Genomic DNA, 19,552 nt, shown 5'->3' with positions numbered 1-19,552 from the left:
GTTTATGGCAGTGTCAATGAAACTAGCTTTAACACCAATTTTGAAAAGCTTAAATCAACAGCTTTAGCAGCCATTGGTACCAAGCTGTGATCGGTCATACCAGGAACGGTATTAATCTCTATCAACCATGGTTGACTTTGATCATCCAACATCAAGTCCACTCGCCCCCAGTGGCGAGCACCGACAGCATCAAACGCCTGTAACACTAATGCCTGAATTCTCTTTTCTTCTTCAGCTGCCAGACCACAAGGGCATAAATACTCAGTGGTGTTTGATTGATACTTGGCATCGAAATCATAAAAATCATGGTCTGTTTTTAGTTGAATCATTGGCAATGCCTCACCATCCAACACGGCACACGTAAATTCTCGCCCCGTGACCCATTGCTCAATTAAAATTTCAGAATCGTATTGTTGTGCAAAATCGACCGCTTCTTGCAAGACATCAAGCGTGTCTACTTTACGCATTCCGATACTCGACCCTTCATGACTCGGTTTGACAATCACAGGGAAAGTTAAATCAAAATTTTCAACATCCAGCGGACTTGAAGAAGACACCACTTTAAAAGCTGGCGTCGGCAAGCCGACACCTTTCCAAAGCCACTTTGTTCTAAGTTTATCCATAGCTAAGGCAGAAGCGGTCATGCCACTTCCAGTGTAAGGTAAGGCTAAAGAATCTAACACAGCTTGAACACCGCCATCTTCTCCCCAACGGCCATGTAATGCAATAAATGCCCGGTCATATTTTTGTGCAATTTCAACTAACTGTGCAACGGATGTAACATCGCAACCAACCGCCTCCACGCCTTCACTTTTAAGCGCTTCAAGGATCGCTGCGCCACTGCGAAGCGATACATCCCTTTCTGCAGCGACCCCACCCATTAATACAGCGACTTTTCCTAAACGTTGAATCAGTTTTTTTGTTTGGTTGCTTGATTGCATCATAATTTCACTTCAGTATTAAAAAGTAGTCACTAACAGGCTTGCTGCTTCCAGTCTCTTGCAAGTTGTCCTACATCTCCAGCTCCCATGACGAGAACAACGTCATCATCTAGTAGAAGCGTATCGGTTAATTCATTCAATTGTTGCTGGCTTTCTACATGCAAATTTTCTTTGTGTCCTCGCAACCGCATGGCTTGAAGCAATGCTTTTGAATCAAATGCAGCAATCGGCGCTTCTCCAGCAGGATAAACATCCAACAACACCAGTAAGTCAGTATGTTGCAATGCTTGCACGAACTCATCAAACAAATCCCGCGTTCGACTGTAACGGTGCGGTTGGAAAACCAGCACTAACCGCTTTTCAGGGAAAGCCATGCGTGCAGTCGATAACGTGGCTTCAAGCTCTGTTGGGTGGTGCCCATAATCATCCACTAAAGTGACGTTTTTATGCCCAATAAAACGATGAGGATACACTTCAAAGCGGCGCCCAACCCCTCCAAAACCAGCCAAGGCTTTTTGAATCGACTCAATAGAAACGTCCAGTTCCAACGCAACAGTAATGGCTGCCAGTGCATTTAACACATTGTGCTTACCTGGTTGATTTAATACCACACTGAATTCCGGAAGGTCGTTTGCTTTGACATTAAAGTGCATACTAAGCCCCTGATGAACGACTTGGACTGCCTGAATATCTGCTGACTCCGAAAACCCATATGTGCGTATTTTACGAGACAATTTAGGGAGCATATTTTGAATGTTTTGGTCATCAATGCATACGATAGCGACACCGTAAAAGGGTAAACGGTGAATGAATTCAATAAAAGTCTGTTCAAGGTTGGCATAATCACCTTGGTATGTCTCCATGTGATCTTCGTCAATATTGGTGACAACTGACATCATAGGAGATAAATGTAAAAACGAAGCATCAGACTCATCCGCTTCAGCAATCAAATATTGACTGCCGCCTAGGCGAGCATTGGAATCGAATTGATTCAATTTGCCACCGATAACAAAAGTCGGATCCAACCCTCCTTCCGTTAAGATGGCTGAGGCCAATGACGTAGTGGTGGTTTTGCCATGCGTTCCAGCAATGGCTATCCCAAACCGCATCCGCATGAGTTCTGCCAACATTGCTGCTCTCGGAATCACTGGTATGCGACTTTCTTTGGCAAAGCAAACTTCTGGATTATCTTTGGCAATAGCCGTCGAGACGACAACGACATCACTGTTTTTAACATGCAGAGCATCATGATTGAACTGAATTAACGCACCTAAAGAGATTAAATGCCGAACGGTTGGATTTTCTTTTAAATCAGAACCGGAAACCGTAAAACCTAAATTCAAGCAGACTTCTGCAATCCCGGCCATACCAACGCCACCAATTCCGACGAAATGAATTTGTTTAACTTGATCTTTCATTCTATAAGGGACACCTTTCTAATATGTCATATCATACCGATTTATAAGGCTTTAGGTTTAAAATACATTTAATTTTTACACTGAACATTTGAAACATTCTGCCAATCTAAAATTAAAATAGCGCTAACGATTTGATTTTTTTAAACCTTAATAACAATTCATCAATTTAAAACAAACAAACCCTGGCATTTCATTAATGAAGCGGCATTTCAACCAGGCCTGGCTGATTGACTGATTCTGAAGTGGGTCCCATGACAGGTTCAGGCACAATCCAATAGTGCTGTGTCAATATCGCGGCTAATTCGGAAGGCTTATTTAAAGGAGAAGTAATTTCAAAGTGTGAAATGGATGAGCCATTAATAAACCCATCTTTTTGAGCGAGCTGTATCATCTGAAGAATCTCTTCTGCGCCATCACCAACCAACTCTGCCGCATCGGGATTCCAATAAAGTACTTTTTTAACTTGATCGTTTAATCCGGGCAAAGGTACCAGTTCTAAGCGAATCCAATGATAGGGTTTTGATTGCAATATTTGACTCCTGCGTCCCTTGTAAAGGCGATTTCAAACCAAACAACACGCCTCTCATCTGCTACGCAGTCATACTAACATATCTATTGCTTCCTTGATAGAGGCAATTAAACGATCAATGTCTTCCGAATTATTATAAACACCTAATGAAGCGCGGATGGTGGCCGGCACATTGAAACGCTGCATAACAGGCATCGCACAGTGATGGCTGGCTCTCACAGCAATGCCATCTTGATCCATCAGAGTTGCCATATCATGCGGGTGAACGCCTTCAATCACGAAAGAGATCACTCCGCCTTTATTGGCCGCCTGACCAATAATTTTCAACCCCTCAATCTGTTGTAACTTTTCTGTTGCTTCGGTCAATAATTGGTTTTCATACTGAGCGATATTCTCAAGACCAATATCCAACATAAAATCAATGGCGGCACCCAAACCGATGCCACCAGCAATATGTGGCGTGCCGGCTTCAAACTTATAAGGCAATTCATTGTATTCCGTTTTATCAAACGTGACGGAGTAGATCATATCTCCCCCCCCTTGATAAGGCGGCATCGCTTCCAGCAAAGCTTCTTTGCCATAAAGCACACCAATCCCCGTGGGCCCGTACATTTTATGCGCAGAAAAGGCATAAAAATCACAATCCAATGACTGGACATCCACCGCCATATGCGGAACTGCTTGCGCCCCGTCCAATAATACTTTTGCACCAACTTTGTGTGCCAGCGTCGTCATTTCTTTAACCGGGTTAATACTTCCCAGTGCATTAGACATATGCACAACGGAAACCAATTTGGTTTTTTCTGACAACAAAGATTCATAGTCAGACAAGCTGATTTCGCCTTGATCATTGATCGGCACAACCACCAACTTAATGCCCAGCTGGTCTCTTAATAGCTGCCATGGAACAATATTAGAATGATGTTCCATTTCCGTAATTAACACTTCATCCCCAGCAGTTAAATTTTCTCGCCCCCAAGTTTGAGCGACAAGATTAATCGCTTCAGTGGTGCCACGAACAAAAACAATTTCCTTGGTCGATGATGCATTTAGAAAATGTCGGACTTTTTCACGAGCACCTTCATAGGATTCGGTTGCTCGCTCACTTAACCCGTACACACCACGATGAACGTTAGCATTCTCAGCTCGATAATAATGATCAATCGCTTCAATGACTTTTAACGGTTTCTGAGAGGTCGCACCACTGTCCAAATAGACCAAGGGCTGACCGTTTTCCTGTAACTTCAGGATTGGAAAAGCATCTCTAATATCAGAAAATTTCATGTATTAATATCTTAAATTTAAGTAACGACTTATTGCTTTGCCAATTTACGGCTGACTGTATCTGTTAACCAGTTGCGCAACGTCAGGTTTGTAATGCTTTCTAGAGGCTCTAACAAAAATGCTCGAGTAATCAACTGTAAAGCATCTGCTTTACGAATCCCGCGAGCTTGAGCATAAAACACTTGCTGTTCATCGATTTGACCAGAAGCACACCCATGAGAGCACTTCACATCATCTGCATAAATTTCTAATTGCGGTTTGGCATCTACTTTTGCGGTTTTCGATAACAACAGATTCTTGTTATCCATTTGGCCATCGGTTTTCTGCGCGCCTTTCACAACATGGATCATACCGTTAAACACACCTCTGGACTGGTCATCCAACACCAATTTATGTAGCTGTCGGCTATCACAGTGTGCCGCCTGATGCGTAGTTGAAGTACGAGAGTCGATAACTTGTTTACCTGTTCCCAATCCAATCGAGTTTTGCATACTTTCAGCATGCTCACCCAGCATCATTAAATAGTTCTGATGGCGTGAGATTTCACCTCCCAAACCAACATAATTCGTTTCAACAACAGAAGAAGACGATTGCTCAAAAAACTGATTCGCAAAATAATAACTTTCCAAGTTCATATCTTGTAACACAATTTGTTTAAAGCGAGCATCATCAGCAACAGCCACCTTCGCTAGATCATTCACCAAGGCACTGTGTCCGGCTTCCAACGAAACAAATTGCTGAATAAACGTCATTTCTGAATTTTTTGACAGACTCACTTGTGTTCGTAAGTTAACCCACTGTTCCGGCTGGGTTTGCACATGCAGCACATGAAGCGGTACCGATAAAACAGCCCCTTTTTCAAGTGAAACCGTCAACCCTTGATCCAACAACATTTCATTCATTAACTGAAAGGCATCGGCCTGCTCGTCTAAATTAATAGATTGGATAGCATCCGCATCGGCCATTTCAATCGATAAGGCATCAGGAATAAAATCGAATCCAGCAGAAAGTTCTTCTGAAAAAACTCCGTCAACAAATGTCAAACGAATCGTATCAAACTCAGGCAAAAAAGACTGGATGGCATCCAACGTAATGGTTTTAGCGGGTTTAATTTCAAACGCATGTGACAACATCGGTATTAAAGACGTATATTGCCAATCTTCGTCTTTACGAGTTGGCAACCCTTGGCTTAACAATCTTTCTTGGGCTGCCTGTCGTTTTTCAATTAAAGCTTCCGCTTCGGTTTGCTCGTTCAATTTTTGAGATTCGGCTACCAGCTGATCCAACAACTGGCGAGCCGCCGGGCTCATTTTAGGCGTCGCAGCTAAAGTCATGTTCCACCCTATTTAGAATTTGTGTCGGTTGCATCATCATGTGCTTGGATAATATCGTCATATCCTTTCTCTTCAAGCTCATGAACCAGCTCAAATCCACCTGACTTAATAATTTTTCCATCATATAGCACGTGTACATGATCAGGTTTGATGTAATCAAGCAGACGCTGGTAATGTGTTACAACAATGAAACTTCTGTCTTCGGTTCTTAATGAATTCACGCCATTGGCGACGACCTTCATGGCATCAATATCCAGCCCGGAGTCCGTTTCATCCAAAATACACAATTTGGGTTCCAATAATGCCATTTGAAAAATGTCATTACGTTTCTTTTCCCCGCCGGAAAAGCCAACATTCACAGAACGATCCAACAAATCTTTACGCATATTCAATAAGTCAATTTTTGATTGAGCATATTCATCAAAATCAAACATATCAAGTGCAGGCAAGCCTTTTTCTTCACGAATGGCATTGACTGCCGTTTGCATAAACAACTTATTGCTCACGCCAGGGATTTCGACTGGATATTGAAAGGCTAGAAAAATTCCTTTACGCGCACGATCTTCCGGATCCAGCTCTAATAAATCCTCACCATTAAAAATTGCATTTCCTTCCGTCACTTCATAATCTTCACGACCTGCCAGGACACTGGACAATGTACTTTTACCCGCACCATTCGGCCCCATAATGGCATGCACTTCACCAGGCTTAACATCAAGGTTTAACCCTTTCAGAATCTGCTTACTTTCATCTTCAGCGACTTGTGCGTGTAAATTTTCAACTTTTAATAACATTTTTTCTCTCTCTAAACGTTAAGAGGTTTGCGTTTCTAAAATAAGGGGATAGGTCTTTTAAGTAATGATTTACCCAACCGACCCTTCTAGACTGATTGCCAATAGCTCTTCTGCTTCTTGTGCAAATTCCAATGGCAATTCACTGAATACTTCTTTACAGAAACCATTCACAATCATGGAAATGGCATCCTGCTCACTGATCCCACGTTGCTGGCAATAAAAAAGCTGGTCTTCACCAATTCGGGAAGTGGTCGCCTCATGCTCCATTTTCGCCGTAGGGTTTTCAACTTCAATATAAGGGAATGTATGCGCACCACACTGATCGCCAATCAACATTGAATCACACTGAGTAAAGTTTCTTGCACCTTCAGCTGTCGGTAGAATCTTCACCAATCCACGATAAGTGTTATCGGATTTCCCTGCAGACAACCCTTTTGAAATAATCGTGCTACGCGTGTTTTTACCAATGTGGATCATTTTGGTTCCGGTATCCGCTTGCTGACGTCGGTTCGTTAAAGCAACTGAGTAAAACTCGCCTATCGAATTATCCCCTTTCAAGACACAACTTGGATATTTCCAGGTAATGGCTGACCCAGTTTCTGCTTGCGTCCACGAAAGTTTTGAGTTCGCTCCTTCACAAACACCACGCTTGGTCACGAAATTTAAAATTCCACCCTCACAATCTTCATCCCCTGGATACCAGTTTTGAACGGTTGAATACTTCACTTCGGCATTTTCATGCACAATCACTTCCACCACTGCAGCGTGCAGCTGATAAGTATCTCGAACAGGGGCAGAACAGCCTTCCAAGTAACTGACATAGCTGTTTTTATCTGCAATCAAAATCGTTCTTTCAAATTGACCTGTTTTTGCTTCATTGATACGGAAATAGGTTGATAGGTCAATGGGAGATCGAACACCTTCCGGAATGTATACAAAGGTGCCATCCGAGGCAACCGCTGAATTCAGCGCCGCAAAATAATTGTCATGATAAGGCACGACCGTACCCAAATACTTTTGTACCAACTCAGGATAATCTTGAACCGCTTCCGAAAACGAACAAAAGATAATCCCTAATTTAGACAGGTCTTCTCGTTTTGTAGTCGAAACAGACACCGAATCAAAGATGGCATCCACAGCGATATTGGTTTTCTCGGACGTTTCATCTCCGTAAACCGGCACGCCAAGAGCAGCAAATGCTTTTGCTACCTCCGGATCCATTTCCGGCTCTTGTGCTTCCGCATCATCTGTTTGGCAATGATCGCCACATGCGGAACACTCTGGCGCAGAGTAATAACTGTAGTCCTGATAATCCAAAGGTTCGTATTCTGCTTTAGCCCAATGAGGTTCTTTCATTGTTTTCCAATGCTCAAAGGCTTTTAAACGAAAATCCAGCATCCACTCCGGCTCATTTTTTTTAGCCGAGATTGCACGAATGACCGTCTCATTTAATCCTTTTTCAAAGGTCTCAACTGTTGTTTGAGTATAAAAGCCTTCTTTATAGCCTTTATTCTTGCTGAGCAGATCATTTATTTCTTGATATTGAGTAGCTTCTGACATCTTAATATTCGTTTTCAACTAACCTAATTTAATTTCTGACCATTCTAGTCGGAAATTACCTTTTTGTCCACTTTTATTATTGTAAAGAAAAGCGTGAAACACCTTGTTTTCCAAGCAAATACGAGTTTTTCCTTAATATTTTGCTGACTTGAAAATTCACCTTACAAAACACTGGCTTCCATTATTTGCTGTAACCAAGTTGGATCTAAATTGAGACCTTCGATTCTCAAGTGACCGGATTCATTTATCAACTCACCCGCAAAGGTATCCCAGCGATTAACCGTTCCTTCAATCGCCACCGGGTTGATATATTCTGTGGTCTGCACAACGCCCTGCACTCGCCAAATCTGCATGCCTAAGTTTTCCTTTGAGGCATCTAATCCTAACAATAAATGTTCAAGATTCGTCGGACTCGCACCTTGCCCATAATCATAAGCAAAAGCCAAACGCTGATAATTTGCCAGTGGTGATAAAGGCGCCAATGATTCAATCATGGCATCGGCGGACTGTTTTTGCCCAAAAGCCTGCCAATTCCAATCAGACGACAGTCCTGTCGAAAACCAGCGAAAACGAGGGCAGTTTACTTGAGAACCCAGATTCTCATTCAACCATGCTTGCCAATAAGACTGAGCCATTAAGTCGGCCTGATCGACAAAACTTAAAATTACGCCGGAAGCCTTTGCCAGCATACGTTTTAAAACTTGCTCCGCTTCTGCATTCTGCAATTTAGAGCGCACATCAATCAGGCACCAAACTTTAACCGATTCCAACAAATCCAACTGGGATAAAGACTCATTCGCCAAATCCAATTCTACGACAGGTACCGAAGGCGCAAGCTTTGCAAACTCCTGTTTGAAACGGGTCTTTCCTGCACCCGGCAACCCGGTTAACAACACGGTATGACTCATTGCTGTAAACACGCTTGATATTGATTGGCCAGTTCTTTCATAAAATCACCGTAATTCTTTGAAGGGTCAAATTGCCCCATCGGATCAAGTGAGCCGATATTGACATTCAACCCACGGATTACATAATTCAACTGATTGTCCGGAAATTGAGGCTCTTTAAAAACACACCGAACCTGTGCTTTTTCAATCAGGTGTCTCAACTGCAAAACGCGCTTAATACTGGGTTTAATTTCGGAAGACATCTGAATCGTTCCTAAATTATTTAATCCATAAGCGTTTTCAAAATAATAAAACGCATCATGCAACACTAGGTAAGGTACTTTTTTAATAGGTGCTAACAACGTTTTAATTTGATAATCTAGCACTTTCATTTCAGCTAAAAATTGTTCTGTCTTCTCAAGGGTTTGATCCGCTTTTAAGGGCTTTAAAATTTGCCAGGCCTGACCAATCGATTTGATCATGATCTTTGCATTTGCAATGGACAGCCAGACATGCGGATCCATATGATCGTGATGATGCGCACCATCATTCTTGACATGCGACTCCTCTAAAAGCGTCCTTTCCCGTCCAGGTAAAACCACCAGGCCTGGCTGTTTTTGCATTGCAATATGAAGCACCTTCGGGTTTTGTTCTATAATCTGCTTAACGGGTTTTGCAGCCCAATGATCGACGACATTGCCGACGGTTAAAATCAAATCCGCTTCATGCAACGCTTTGAGATGAGATGGACGAAACTGAAAGTGATGCGGCGACATGCCAGGCGTTAACAGCACCGTTAGCTGATCGTCTTTATCCAGATAAGGTTGAACCAACGCAGCCAATGGTGGAATTGTCACCGTGACTTGTATCGCTTGAGCTTGTAAACTAATCAACAAACTGACCCAAAAGGTTAAATACTTCACAAAGACCTCTTTACTAAACCTTAACAACAAACATTTGATTAGAAATTCCTATTTTCCAGTCCATCAATTAGAATAACCCACTATGACATCATCTCCTTTAATCACAGCAACAAATATCAATCATGCTTATGGGGACAAAACCGTTCTTAACGATATTTCTTTGACCCTTCATTCAAATGAAATCGTCACGCTGATCGGCCCGAATGGCGCTGGAAAATCGACATTGTTAAAAATTCTATTAAATTTAATACAGCCAACATCAGGAAAAGTTACACGTAAAGCCGGCTTGCGTATTGGGTTTATGCCTCAAAAAATACAAGTGGATGCGTCCATGCCGTTAAGCGTTCAACGCTTTTTAGAACTCGGCTTAACCCGCCAGTCTCAAACCCTGTTTCATAAAAAAAAGAATGATACCACAGAGCTCCATGAAGTCATTAAAGACTTGAAGCTAAACGAATTATTAACACAGCCGATCCAACAGGTTTCTGGTGGTGAAATGCAACGTATTTTATTGGCTAGAGCCTTACTCAGACATCCTGAACTGTTGATTTTAGACGAACCTGTTCAGGGAGTTGATCTACAAGGACAAACCGAACTTTATCATTATATCAGTGAGATTCGAGATAAGTACGGTTGCGGCATCTTAATGGTCAGCCATGATTTGCACATTGTCATGAAAAGCACCAATAAGGTTCTGTGTTTAAACCAGCATTTATGTTGCTCTGGATTACCGCAAACAGTTTCTGGCAACCCTGCTTTCCAGGAGATTTTTGGTCAAGGGTTTGAAGAGGTTGCGTTTTACGAGCACCATCATGATCATCGCATTTGCTCACACACACATGGACACACAGATACATGACAGACTGGTTACTCAACCCACCCTTATTTATACAACTCGCTTTTTTAGGTGGCATTTTAATCGCTTTAATTGCCGCGCCGTTAGGGGTTTTCATGGTCTGGCAAAAGCAATCTTACTTCGGCGCTGCATTAGCTCATTCCGCTCTTTTAGGTGTCAGTTTTGGGTTGCTGATTGAGCTCAACCTGACACTGGCGGTGGTTTTAATATCACTTGGTGTCGCACTCGGCATTCATTTTTTAAAAGAAAAAACTCGGCTCTCGTCAGACACCTTGCTTGGCATTCTGGCACACAGCACCCTTGCTATTGGGTTAATCATCCTCAGCCTACAATCTCAAGTTCAAATGGATATCTTTTCCTATTTATTTGGAGACATTCTCAGTATTGATTCCATGGATTTAAACTTTATTTTATTACTAGGGGCATTGGTCAGCCTTTTTTTCTGGTTTCACTGGCATGACTTACTCAACACCACATTGAATGCCGAGCTCGCTCAAATTGAAGGCATTCCCACCCAAAAAGTTCAGCTTTACTATGTTCTGTTACTTGCTTTACTCATCGCCGTGGCAATGAAAATCGTTGGGGTTCTGTTGATTACATCTTTATTAATCATTCCAGCTGCAGCCGCCAGAAAGTTTTCTCATTCCCCAGAAAAAATGCTGGTTTTCAGTATGGCATTTGGCTTTATATCCGTCTTACTGGGATTATTAAGCTCCATTTTCTGGGATTTACCTACCGGCCCCAGCATTGTCGCCATTGCGACGTTAATTTTCTTAATCAGCCTATTCAAAAAAGAATCTTGTTAGCAGGATACACAAATAAAAAAGCCATTGAATTCTCAATGGCTTTTTAAGATAACGAAAGTGTGGCAGTCAGTTACTAGGAAAGCTAGCCGACTTCCTCAATCAATTGATATAACAGTCCCACTACCACCTCAGATTTTTTATCGACTTGGGTGAGTTCTGCATCTACGGTTTCTTCATCACCAATTTCTTTCGCATCCATCACTTTCTTAATCGCCAAGTGCATTTCTTTATGTTCTTTGCCTAACGTTTCCATTAACGGCAAATCACTATAGACCTGACCCTCTCCATAATACCACTGACCCAATGCACAGGCTGTTGGATCGGTTGCAACTTCATACGTCACACCAATATCCATTCCATCAACAAACGCTCTGATTTTAGACTTCCATGCCAAATGCGCCTGCACCATTTTTTCAAATTCTTTAGCTGAGTCCGATTCCTGAATACGCTCAACACGTTGCAGAACCTGGGTATCCACCTTAAATTGTTGTACCAAACTCATCAAATCAGAAGATTGCTGTAGCAAATCTTGGCTTCCTGCCGCGGCTTCTTCAACAATCCCCGCATTTTGTTGTGTTGTTGAATCTATTTCACTGATTGCCTGACTGACATTATCAATGCCGGCGGCTTGTTCATTACTGGCTTTTGCAATAGTCGAGATCATGGAAGAAATCTCATCCATTGAAGTATTCAGCTGTGATAAGGCATCACTGGTTTCCTTAACATAATGACCACTTTGATCACTGATTGCGACAGAGTTTTCAATCAGCTTTTTAATTTCAGCTGCAGCATCCGATGACTTACCAGCGAGGTTTCGAACCTCTCCTGCCACAACGGCAAAGCCTCGACCATGATCTCCTGCTCTTGCGGCTTCTACTGCCGCGTTAAGCGCTAACAGGTTAGTCTGGAATGCAATGCCGTCAATCAACGTAATAATATCATTGATTTTTTGGCTCGCTTCACTCATCTTATCCATCGATTCGAGTGCTTTCTGCATAATATCAACGCCTTCAGTCAGCTTTTTCTGGGCATCTTGCGTCATTTGATTCGCATTATTCGCACTGTCTGCATTGCTTCGAACCGTATTGGTCATCTGCATCATTTGAGTTGATGTTCTCTCTAGTGACACTGTTTGTTGCTGAATTCGTGTTGAGATGGATTCACTTCCATCAGCAATGCTTCTCGACTCGTCTGCAACCAAACGCGTAACAGAGCCGACTTTACCGATCATTTCAGAAATATTTCGAGTTGAACTGTTTAAAGTGTCTTTTAGAACGGCCATTTTGCCATGATAGGTTCCCGTGACAAGTTTGGTTAAATCGCCTTCACTGATATTGGTTTGAACCAATGCGACCTCTTCTACAAAAGACTCCAACCCTTCCACGGTGGTGTTAATCGCATTTTTCAGGGTAACAAACTCCCCTCTCGCATCCGCTGTAACACGTTTAGAGAAATCTCCGCGCGACAACGACTCTAACGTTTTAGAAATATCTTGTACTGTTTCACCGATACGATTCATAGAGACTTCAATATCATTCATTACCTCAGCATAATCTCCACTTAAAACCGTTTCATTTGATTTAACGGGCTCCAGCACCCCATTTCGAAGGTTATTAGCCGTATCTCTTAACATTAAAACCATATTATGAATCTGAATCACCGATTGATTAACGCCTTGCTTCAAGGTTAAAAAATCGCCTTCATATTCATGCTCAATCGTTCGTTCAAAGACACCTTGTGAAACTTCACCCATCAAGCTATTCACATCACTAATGGCATCATGGATTGTCTCTAGTAAATTATTTATGGCAACGGATGTTTCGCCCAATTCATCCTTTGAATAAATCTCGACACGATGATTCAACTCCCCGGTTTGCGTTATTTTGGTCATGGTTTCTCGCATCGCAATGATCGGCTTCAAGAAACTACGGGCAACAAAAAAACCTGCCACTGAAAAGATGAGGACACTGACCCCCATTACGCTCCACAAAGAAATCACACCAATTTGCTCTTGCTCCACCAATTCTTGAACTGCACGTGTGTTTTTCTGTTCTTCGTATTGTTTAAAATCGGCCACAATATCAGTAAAAGCTTGATATTTATCACCAAACTCACCCATCAAAATATCAGCGGCATCCTCTTTAAAATCTTCATCCACCATTACCATGAAGCTACCAAATGACACATTCGCCGCCACCACATTTTGCTGGATCGCTTCAAAAAACGCTTTCTCCTTGGCGTCTAAAGACATTTTTTCTAAACTTGAAAATACGTCTCCAATTTCTCCCCGCGTTTCAGAAAGGCGTTTTTTAGTTGATTTAATAAGGTCTTCTTTTTCCGTTAAAACCAAATCTCTGGAAAGAATTGCCCGTTCATCGGTTAGGTTTTTCAATTCATTCAGCAAAGTCACTTTTACTTGGTTTTCATTGACGACTTCATTGACTGTTTTCGAAGTCTGACCAAAAATATATTGTGCGACCAGATTCGACATCAATAAAAACAATACGGCACCAAATATGCCAATGAACATCCGAGTTTTAATTCCCATTTTGACCTTATCCGATAATACTAAACAAAATTACGTATCCCGCTCTAGGAGCGGGTTTCTTTAACTCTTATTCTATGCAATAGCGAGCATTTACTTGATTGATTCTACTTATACTAAAAAGGAAGATGATTTATAAAATGGTTTACTTATACTTGAATAAGTTAAGGTGTTTTTCGAATTAATGTTATAAATTCAAAAGCATAGGCATGACGTTCATCTTTATCATGTCGTTCCTTACTCACTTCCTGCCACTCACTTGCCAACCATTCAGGAAATACTGTATCCCCCGTAACCTCTACATCCACTAAAGTCACATACAACTTATTAGCGAAGGGCATCATTTGTGCATACAATTGCCCTCCACCCATAATGATAATTTCTGCCTCCGACTTACAGCTATGTAAGGCCTCCTCTACAGTGTGAAACACTTCCGCACCGCTTACTGCATAATCCACATTACGCGTAATAATCAAATTACGTCGTTTGGGTAGTGGTTTAGAGCCAATTGATTCAAAGGTTTTTCGTCCCATAATCACAGGTTTATTAACTGTGTTCGCTTTGAAAAACTTCAAATCATCCGGCAAATGCCATGGCATATCATTATCAGCTCCAATAATCCGGTTTTTATCCATCGCCGCAATCATTGCAATATTCATGCCTTTAGTGATCTCTTTTAAAGCAACACTCATACCGAAACCACCGCTTTAATGTGTGGGTGAGATTCATATCCTTCAATTTCAAAGTCATCAAATTCATATTCAAAAATCGAAGAAGGCTTTCGTTTGATTTTTAACTTTGGTAATGCATAAGGGGTGCGAGACATCTGTAATTCAGCTTGCTCCAGTGTGTTGTTATACAAATGAACATCGCCCCCTGTCCAAACAAACTCCCCTACGTCTAAATCTGTTTGCTGTGCGATCATATGCGTTAGCAATGCATAACTGGCAATATTGAATGGCACCCCTAAAAATGTATCTGCACTGCGCTGGTAAAGCTGACAAGATAACTTGCCATTGGCAACATAAAACTGAAAGAAAGCATGACAAGTTGCCAGCGCCATTCTGCCTTGCTTAACATTGTCTTGCGGACTCATGGATTCATCGGGTAAGTCCGCAGGATTCCAAGCTGATACCAACATACGACGGCTATTCGGGTTATTTTTTAATGTCTGAATCACCTCTTCAATCTGGTTAATGGTTTCACCATTAGGCTTTTCCCATGCCACCCACTGCTTGCCGTAAATAGGCCCCAGGTCACCGTTTTCAGTCGCCCATTCATCCCAAATTCGCACACCATGCTCTTTTAAGTACTGATTATTGGTGTCCCCCTTCAAAAACCAAAGCAGTTCGTACACAATGGATTTTAGGTGAAGTTTTTTAGTGGTCACCAAAGGAAACCCTTCTTCTAAATTAAAACGCATCTGATACCCAAAAACCGAGCGTGTTCCTGTACCGGTACGATCCCCTTTTGCGACACCGTTTTCAGTAATATGTTTCAGTAATTCAAGATATTGTTTCATTGAGACCTCATTATTCTTCAAGCCATGTAAAGCAGTTAATCAGTTAAGGAGCCATTACTCGGTTGTTACGATAGGCCCAAATCACTATGGCAAAGCCAGCTAAAATCATCGGTAACGATAAGAGTTGCCCCATTGTTACCCATCCCCACAACAAATACCCTAACTGTGGATCTGGTAAACGGAAAAATTCAACATAAAAGCGGAATAGGCCATACAGGGCAATAAATAAGCCAGATGTGGCGCCTAAAGGACGGGGAGACCGAGAGTAAAACATTAATATGATAAATAAAATAACCCCTTCTAACAGAGCTTCCAACAGTTGTGTCGGATATTTACTCACAACCATATTCAAGGTTGGATCATACACTTTCATCCCTAATGAAGAGTCCGTCACTTTCCCCCATAACTCTCCATTAATAAAATTGCCGATACGCCCAAAAAACAATCCGACTGGAACCATCGGTGCAACAAAATCTGCCACGACCAACATAGGAACCTGCATCTTACGTGCAAAGAGCCACATCGCAACCATTACGCCAATCAATCCACCATGAAAAGCCATTCCCCCTTTCCAAACCTGGAAAACGTCTAATGGTTCTGCAATATAATGTGCCAGATCATAAAAAAGAATATAACCGATCCGCCCACCAAGAATGACTCCCAATGCGCCATAGAAAAGAAAATCTCCCACGCGCTCGGCTGTCCAGTGATCTGAGAACTTAGCTTTGTAGCTTCCATACCCCCAGAAAAAAGCAAACCCTGCTAAATACATCAAACCATACCAATGGATTTGCAAGGGGCCAAGCGTTAAAGCAACCGGATCAATTTCAGGGTAAGTCCACATAAAAAATCAACTCTTTTCAAAATGGATTCAATCATACCGGTTGTGACCATAAAAGACCAGTCGCCTCACCCCATGGTTCAAAAAACCAGATATGATCTCTAAATACAAAAAAGGCCTAACCTCTTTCCATTTAACTGAAGAGGTTAAGCCTTTTTAATAAAACGCTTTGAAACTGCGTCTGTATTGCCAGATTAAATTTTAAATTGGTGAACCAGTCTATCCAGCTTATCGGCCAACTGCTGTAAACGGTTACTTGAGGATTCCGTATTACCAGCGCCTTCTACCGTTTTTTGAGTCACACCGTGAATCTGGTTAATGTGTTCGTTCACTTCAACGGCCAAGCCAGTTTGAGATTGAGCCGAGGTCAGCATTTCTGAGCTCATTTTATTGATATCATCCATTAAAATAACAACTGGACTCAATACCCGTTCAACTTTCATGACCGAGTCATAGCCGGCCTGAGTGGTTTCACGTCCCACTTCAACCACTTTCACCGTTTCATGTGTCGCTTTACGAATTTTTTCAATCACACGTTCAATCTGAACGGTCGATTCCTGAGTACGTTGCGCTAGACCTCGAACCTCATCTGCAACCACCGCAAAACCACGGCCGTGCTCACCAGCACGAGCGGCTTCAATCGCCGCGTTCAGAGCCAGTAAATTGGTCTGTTCAGCAATTTCACGAATCACATTAATGACCGTACTAATGGTTTGGCTGTCATCGTTCAACTGCATAACGGCTTGGGTGATTTTCTCCATACCATCAGAAATGTTGCGAATATTTTGCGCCGCGCCTTGAACGACTTCACCTCCTTCTTTAACGCGCTCTGCCGCTTGATCAGTTGCACGTGAAGTATTATGAGAATGATCTTCAACGCTTTTGGCTTTTTCTGACATGGTGATCATTGAGCGGCTGAGTCGCTGTGAGGCTTCCAATTGTTGCTCTACCCCTTCCTTGGTTTCATGGGTCACTTCTAGCAATCCACGAGAGGACACTTCAAGTTCACTCACGGTTTCCGTCACTTCTCTCAGGGTCGACTGAATCTTGCTGATAAACTCGTTAAAGTAACGGGCAAGATCTGCCAGCTCATCTTTTCCGTCTGCATGTAAACGACGAGTCAAATCCCCTTCACCATAGGCAATGTCTTTCATCGCGTTTGCAGAACGAATGACCGGTTTCACCACTGAGTTAGTCACCTTACGAGAAATAACCATACCAATCAGTTGACCAAATACTGATAAGCTTAACAGTAAAATTAAGTTACGCAGTGTGCTGTCAACCACATCCTGACTGGTTTCTTGCATTTCTGTCACAGAACTTTCAGAAATGTGCTCTAAATCCGTTTCAAGAGAATTGAATAATGGTTTGATTTTATTTTCCATCAACCAGGTATCCATACGCCACTTAGGCCCTTGATGAATACGTTTAAGCGCCATGAAATTTTCACGGTATCTTTCATACGCTGCCCGCGTTTTCTCAACACCGTCCTCTTCTTCAAGCGTCAGCTCAAACTGAGATTGCGTTGCCAGATACTCCAGCCCTCTTTCAACGGCATTTAAATAATTTTCTGTATCTGCGGCCATGGATTCATTTCGAAAAGCGACATAGCCTCTTAAACCACTTAAAACATTCAACCAATCTTTTTGTAGGTTCAGTAACGCATCAAGAATCGGCTTACGCTGAGAATTCAAATCCACTAATTCTGAATCGATCATTAACCCAATTTGCTGTTGAATAAGAATCGCAGACGGCATCATTTCGCGATTGACGAACTCAAAAGCAGGAAACTTCTTGCTCCGGTCTGACTGCAAAACTTTAACTTGTTCAATAAACGTCGGTAGCTGAGACAAATCTTTCAGAATACGATCTAAAACTGCAGCATCTTCTTTTGATTGATTCGCACTGATTTTCGAATTCAGTTTAGCCAGTATCTCTTCGGAAGTTTCAATGCCTTTTGCATAAGACTTTAGGTTTTCTGGGTCATTCGTCAGCATATACATGCTCAACGCATTCATACTTTTTTCAAGCACATTGGCCATTTCATTCGCTTGCAAGGCAATTGGCTGTTTAACTTCCACCACTTCCTTGACGTTTTCTCGCACAATAAACAGATTGACTGCCGCTTGTATGGTAATGATTGCCAAAACCGTCCAGATTACGCCGAAACCGAAGCGCATCTTTTGTTTTATAGTCAATTTTTGTAGAAACTTTTCCATGCAAATTCCATCTTTGAAACAGTTAGATTATGCAACATCAAGCAAACTCAATGCCAGCAGTAACAATTCTTTAAAAATAAGCATCCTGCCAATTCCTTTGACTAAAGGTCGGTTCACCCTAAAAACCAGCCAGGCCTGCGGCATTAAAGGGTTAGCTTACACAAAAAAACCACTCTAAAAGTGGTTGAATTAAAGCCATAATGAATCTCAGGTTAAAGTGGCGTTCTATCCTCTGTCAAAAAACCGGTAAAAAATACCGCTAAATTTTTAATCACGGTAAGGATAATGCCCACGGGCAATCAACCCACCATCCATTGTCAAAACCGATCCTGTCATCCATTCCGCAGCATCAGACAATAAAAACGCCGTTGCCATTCCCATATCTTCAACAGTACCGTAGCGTCCAGCCGGCATAGCATCGACCCATTTCTTTTCCATGGCAGGCTGGTACAAAATATCAAACGTCCTTTCAACCGGAACAACACCGGGTGCCAAACTATTGACACGAATATTATATTGCCCCCATTCAACTGCATGGACTTTCATCATTGCATCCAACCCGGCTTTAGATGCAGCATACGCAGCAAACCATTCACATGTTGCCTGTCCATGAATGCTACTGTTATTAACAATGACACCTTTTTGTTTGATCTGTTTGCAAGCATCGGCAAAATGCGTGCTCAGTAAATAGGGGGCTTGTAAATTCACCGCAATGGTGTCGTTAAATTGCTGCCCTGCCTTATCATTCAAACTGAGCGATTTAGTGATAATACCGGCATTATTCACCAACCCATCAAGTCCCTCAAAAACCTGCCAGGCCTGGTTAAAAAAGCTGGGGAGTGAATCTAACTGTTTAAAGTCACACGGCAGAACTTGAGCTTCCGCACCTAATTCCGTCACTGTCTGGTAAGTTTTTTCAATGCCGACCTCATTACGATTGTAATGTAAAACCAAGCGACACCCTGCTTGCGCTAAAACGGAAGCCATTCCCGCACCAATGCCGCTGGACGCACCGGTGATTAAAATGCGTCGTCCATTTAAATCTGGAAACTTAGGGGATGTTGTTTGCATAAAATCTCTAACTCATTCATTT

17 protein-coding genes are annotated in these 19,552 nt (G+C 42.1%); 2 read left to right on the top strand and 15 right to left on the bottom strand.

What is annotated here, in order from left to right; all coding sequences use genetic code 11:
• Positions 1 to 2 precede the first annotated feature (2 nt).
• From GHNINEIG_RS03080 to GHNINEIG_RS03040, 9 genes are all read right to left on the bottom strand, one after another.
• Complete coding sequence (locus tag GHNINEIG_RS03080; RefSeq protein ID WP_135795287.1) at positions 3 to 944, bottom strand: D-alanine--D-alanine ligase; 942 nt, start codon at positions 942 to 944, stop codon at positions 3 to 5.
• 29 nt (positions 945 to 973) lie between these two features.
• Entirely contained in the window at positions 974 to 2,359 is a 1,386-nt protein-coding gene (murC, locus tag GHNINEIG_RS03075; protein WP_135795286.1) for a UDP-N-acetylmuramate--L-alanine ligase, read from the bottom strand.
• Between the two features lie 193 nt (positions 2,360 to 2,552).
• Complete coding sequence (locus GHNINEIG_RS03070; protein ID WP_135795285.1) at positions 2,553 to 2,888, bottom strand: hypothetical protein; 336 nt, start codon at positions 2,886 to 2,888, stop codon at positions 2,553 to 2,555.
• A gap of 69 nt (positions 2,889 to 2,957) precedes the next feature.
• Positions 2,958 to 4,172 (bottom strand): cysteine desulfurase, encoded by a 1,215-nt coding sequence (locus GHNINEIG_RS03065; RefSeq protein WP_135795284.1) that lies wholly within the window; start codon positions 4,170 to 4,172, stop codon positions 2,958 to 2,960.
• 29 nt (positions 4,173 to 4,201) lie between these two features.
• Positions 4,202 to 5,506, bottom strand: coding sequence for a Fe-S cluster assembly protein SufD (gene sufD / locus GHNINEIG_RS03060; protein ID WP_135795283.1), 1,305 nt, complete (start codon positions 5,504 to 5,506; stop codon positions 4,202 to 4,204).
• Positions 5,507 to 5,514: 8 nt separating this feature from the next.
• The gene (gene sufC, locus GHNINEIG_RS03055) at positions 5,515 to 6,300 is read right to left on the bottom strand and encodes a Fe-S cluster assembly ATPase SufC (protein WP_135795282.1); all 786 of its coding nucleotides are present in this window, start codon (positions 6,298 to 6,300) and stop codon (positions 5,515 to 5,517) included.
• A 69-nt stretch (positions 6,301 to 6,369) separates the two neighbouring features.
• Complete coding sequence (gene sufB / locus GHNINEIG_RS03050; RefSeq protein ID WP_135795281.1) at positions 6,370 to 7,860, bottom strand: Fe-S cluster assembly protein SufB; 1,491 nt, start codon at positions 7,858 to 7,860, stop codon at positions 6,370 to 6,372.
• Positions 7,861 to 8,021: 161 nt separating this feature from the next.
• Positions 8,022 to 8,768, bottom strand: a complete 747-nt coding sequence (locus tag GHNINEIG_RS03045) for a P-loop NTPase family protein (RefSeq protein WP_135795280.1) — start codon at positions 8,766 to 8,768, stop codon at positions 8,022 to 8,024.
• Positions 8,765 to 9,670, bottom strand: coding sequence for a zinc ABC transporter substrate-binding protein (locus GHNINEIG_RS03040; RefSeq protein ID WP_189636914.1), 906 nt, complete (start codon positions 9,668 to 9,670; stop codon positions 8,765 to 8,767). Before GHNINEIG_RS03040 ends, GHNINEIG_RS03045 begins: the two co-directional genes overlap by 4 nt.
• A gap of 82 nt (positions 9,671 to 9,752) precedes the next feature.
• Between GHNINEIG_RS03040 and GHNINEIG_RS03035 the strand changes: the two genes are divergently transcribed.
• Both GHNINEIG_RS03035 and GHNINEIG_RS03030 read left to right on the top strand, forming a co-directional pair.
• Complete coding sequence (locus tag GHNINEIG_RS03035) at positions 9,753 to 10,529, top strand: ATP-binding cassette domain-containing protein (protein ID WP_135795278.1); 777 nt, start codon at positions 9,753 to 9,755, stop codon at positions 10,527 to 10,529.
• Positions 10,526 to 11,332 (top strand): metal ABC transporter permease, encoded by an 807-nt coding sequence (locus GHNINEIG_RS03030; protein ID WP_135795277.1) that lies wholly within the window; start codon positions 10,526 to 10,528, stop codon positions 11,330 to 11,332. Before GHNINEIG_RS03035 ends, GHNINEIG_RS03030 begins: the two co-directional genes overlap by 4 nt.
• Before the next feature lie 82 nt (positions 11,333 to 11,414).
• On the opposite strand, the gene GHNINEIG_RS03025 is transcribed toward GHNINEIG_RS03030, so the two are convergent.
• From GHNINEIG_RS03025 to GHNINEIG_RS03000, 6 genes are all read right to left on the bottom strand, one after another.
• Complete coding sequence (locus tag GHNINEIG_RS03025; RefSeq protein ID WP_135795276.1) at positions 11,415 to 13,880, bottom strand: methyl-accepting chemotaxis protein; 2,466 nt, start codon at positions 13,878 to 13,880, stop codon at positions 11,415 to 11,417.
• A 161-nt stretch (positions 13,881 to 14,041) separates the two neighbouring features.
• On the bottom strand, positions 14,042 to 14,569 hold the full coding sequence (gene folA, locus GHNINEIG_RS03020) for a type 3 dihydrofolate reductase (RefSeq protein ID WP_135795275.1): 528 nt from the start codon (positions 14,567 to 14,569) through the stop codon (positions 14,042 to 14,044).
• Entirely contained in the window at positions 14,566 to 15,399 is an 834-nt protein-coding gene (locus tag GHNINEIG_RS03015; RefSeq protein ID WP_135795274.1) for a thymidylate synthase, read from the bottom strand. Before GHNINEIG_RS03015 ends, folA begins: the two co-directional genes overlap by 4 nt.
• 43 nt (positions 15,400 to 15,442) lie before the next feature.
• Positions 15,443 to 16,243 (bottom strand): prolipoprotein diacylglyceryl transferase, encoded by an 801-nt coding sequence (lgt, locus tag GHNINEIG_RS03010; protein WP_135795273.1) that lies wholly within the window; start codon positions 16,241 to 16,243, stop codon positions 15,443 to 15,445.
• A gap of 191 nt (positions 16,244 to 16,434) precedes the next feature.
• Complete coding sequence (locus GHNINEIG_RS03005; RefSeq protein ID WP_135795272.1) at positions 16,435 to 18,459, bottom strand: methyl-accepting chemotaxis protein; 2,025 nt, start codon at positions 18,457 to 18,459, stop codon at positions 16,435 to 16,437.
• Between the two features lie 267 nt (positions 18,460 to 18,726).
• Positions 18,727 to 19,530 (bottom strand): SDR family NAD(P)-dependent oxidoreductase, encoded by an 804-nt coding sequence (locus tag GHNINEIG_RS03000; RefSeq protein ID WP_135795271.1) that lies wholly within the window; start codon positions 19,528 to 19,530, stop codon positions 18,727 to 18,729.
• Positions 19,531 to 19,552 lie beyond the last annotated feature (22 nt).

This window comes from Hydrogenovibrio crunogenus, from assembly GCF_004786015.1.
Classification (GTDB): Bacteria; Pseudomonadota; Gammaproteobacteria; order Thiomicrospirales; family Thiomicrospiraceae; genus Hydrogenovibrio; species Hydrogenovibrio crunogenus.
This window is presented reverse-complemented; position numbering and strand designations above follow the sequence as displayed.

Excerpts from the sequence above, each read along its gene's own strand:
- GHNINEIG_RS03080 (WP_135795287.1), bottom strand. The coding sequence starts at position 944 with ATGATGCAATCAAGCAACCAAACAAAAAAACTGATTCAACGTTTAGGA.
- murC (WP_135795286.1), bottom strand. The coding sequence starts at position 2,359 with ATGAAAGATCAAGTTAAACAAATTCATTTCGTCGGAATTGGTGGCGTT.
- GHNINEIG_RS03065 (WP_135795284.1), bottom strand. The coding sequence starts at position 4,172 with ATGAAATTTTCTGATATTAGAGATGCTTTTCCAATCCTGAAGTTACAG.
- sufD (WP_135795283.1), bottom strand. The coding sequence starts at position 5,506 with ATGACTTTAGCTGCGACGCCTAAAATGAGCCCGGCGGCTCGCCAGTTG.
- sufC (WP_135795282.1), bottom strand. The coding sequence starts at position 6,300 with ATGTTATTAAAAGTTGAAAATTTACACGCACAAGTCGCTGAAGATGAA.
- sufB (WP_135795281.1), bottom strand. The coding sequence starts at position 7,860 with ATGTCAGAAGCTACTCAATATCAAGAAATAAATGATCTGCTCAGCAAG.
- GHNINEIG_RS03045 (WP_135795280.1), bottom strand. The coding sequence starts at position 8,768 with ATGAGTCATACCGTGTTGTTAACCGGGTTGCCGGGTGCAGGAAAGACC.
- GHNINEIG_RS03035 (WP_135795278.1), top strand. The coding sequence starts at position 9,753 with ATGACATCATCTCCTTTAATCACAGCAACAAATATCAATCATGCTTAT.
- GHNINEIG_RS03030 (WP_135795277.1), top strand. The coding sequence starts at position 10,526 with ATGACAGACTGGTTACTCAACCCACCCTTATTTATACAACTCGCTTTT.
- GHNINEIG_RS03025 (WP_135795276.1), bottom strand. The coding sequence starts at position 13,880 with ATGGGAATTAAAACTCGGATGTTCATTGGCATATTTGGTGCCGTATTG.
- folA (WP_135795275.1), bottom strand. The coding sequence starts at position 14,569 with ATGAGTGTTGCTTTAAAAGAGATCACTAAAGGCATGAATATTGCAATG.
- GHNINEIG_RS03015 (WP_135795274.1), bottom strand. The coding sequence starts at position 15,399 with ATGAAACAATATCTTGAATTACTGAAACATATTACTGAAAACGGTGTC.
- lgt (WP_135795273.1), bottom strand. The coding sequence starts at position 16,243 with ATGTGGACTTACCCTGAAATTGATCCGGTTGCTTTAACGCTTGGCCCC.
- GHNINEIG_RS03005 (WP_135795272.1), bottom strand. The coding sequence starts at position 18,459 with ATGGAAAAGTTTCTACAAAAATTGACTATAAAACAAAAGATGCGCTTC.
- GHNINEIG_RS03000 (WP_135795271.1), bottom strand. The coding sequence starts at position 19,530 with ATGCAAACAACATCCCCTAAGTTTCCAGATTTAAATGGACGACGCATT.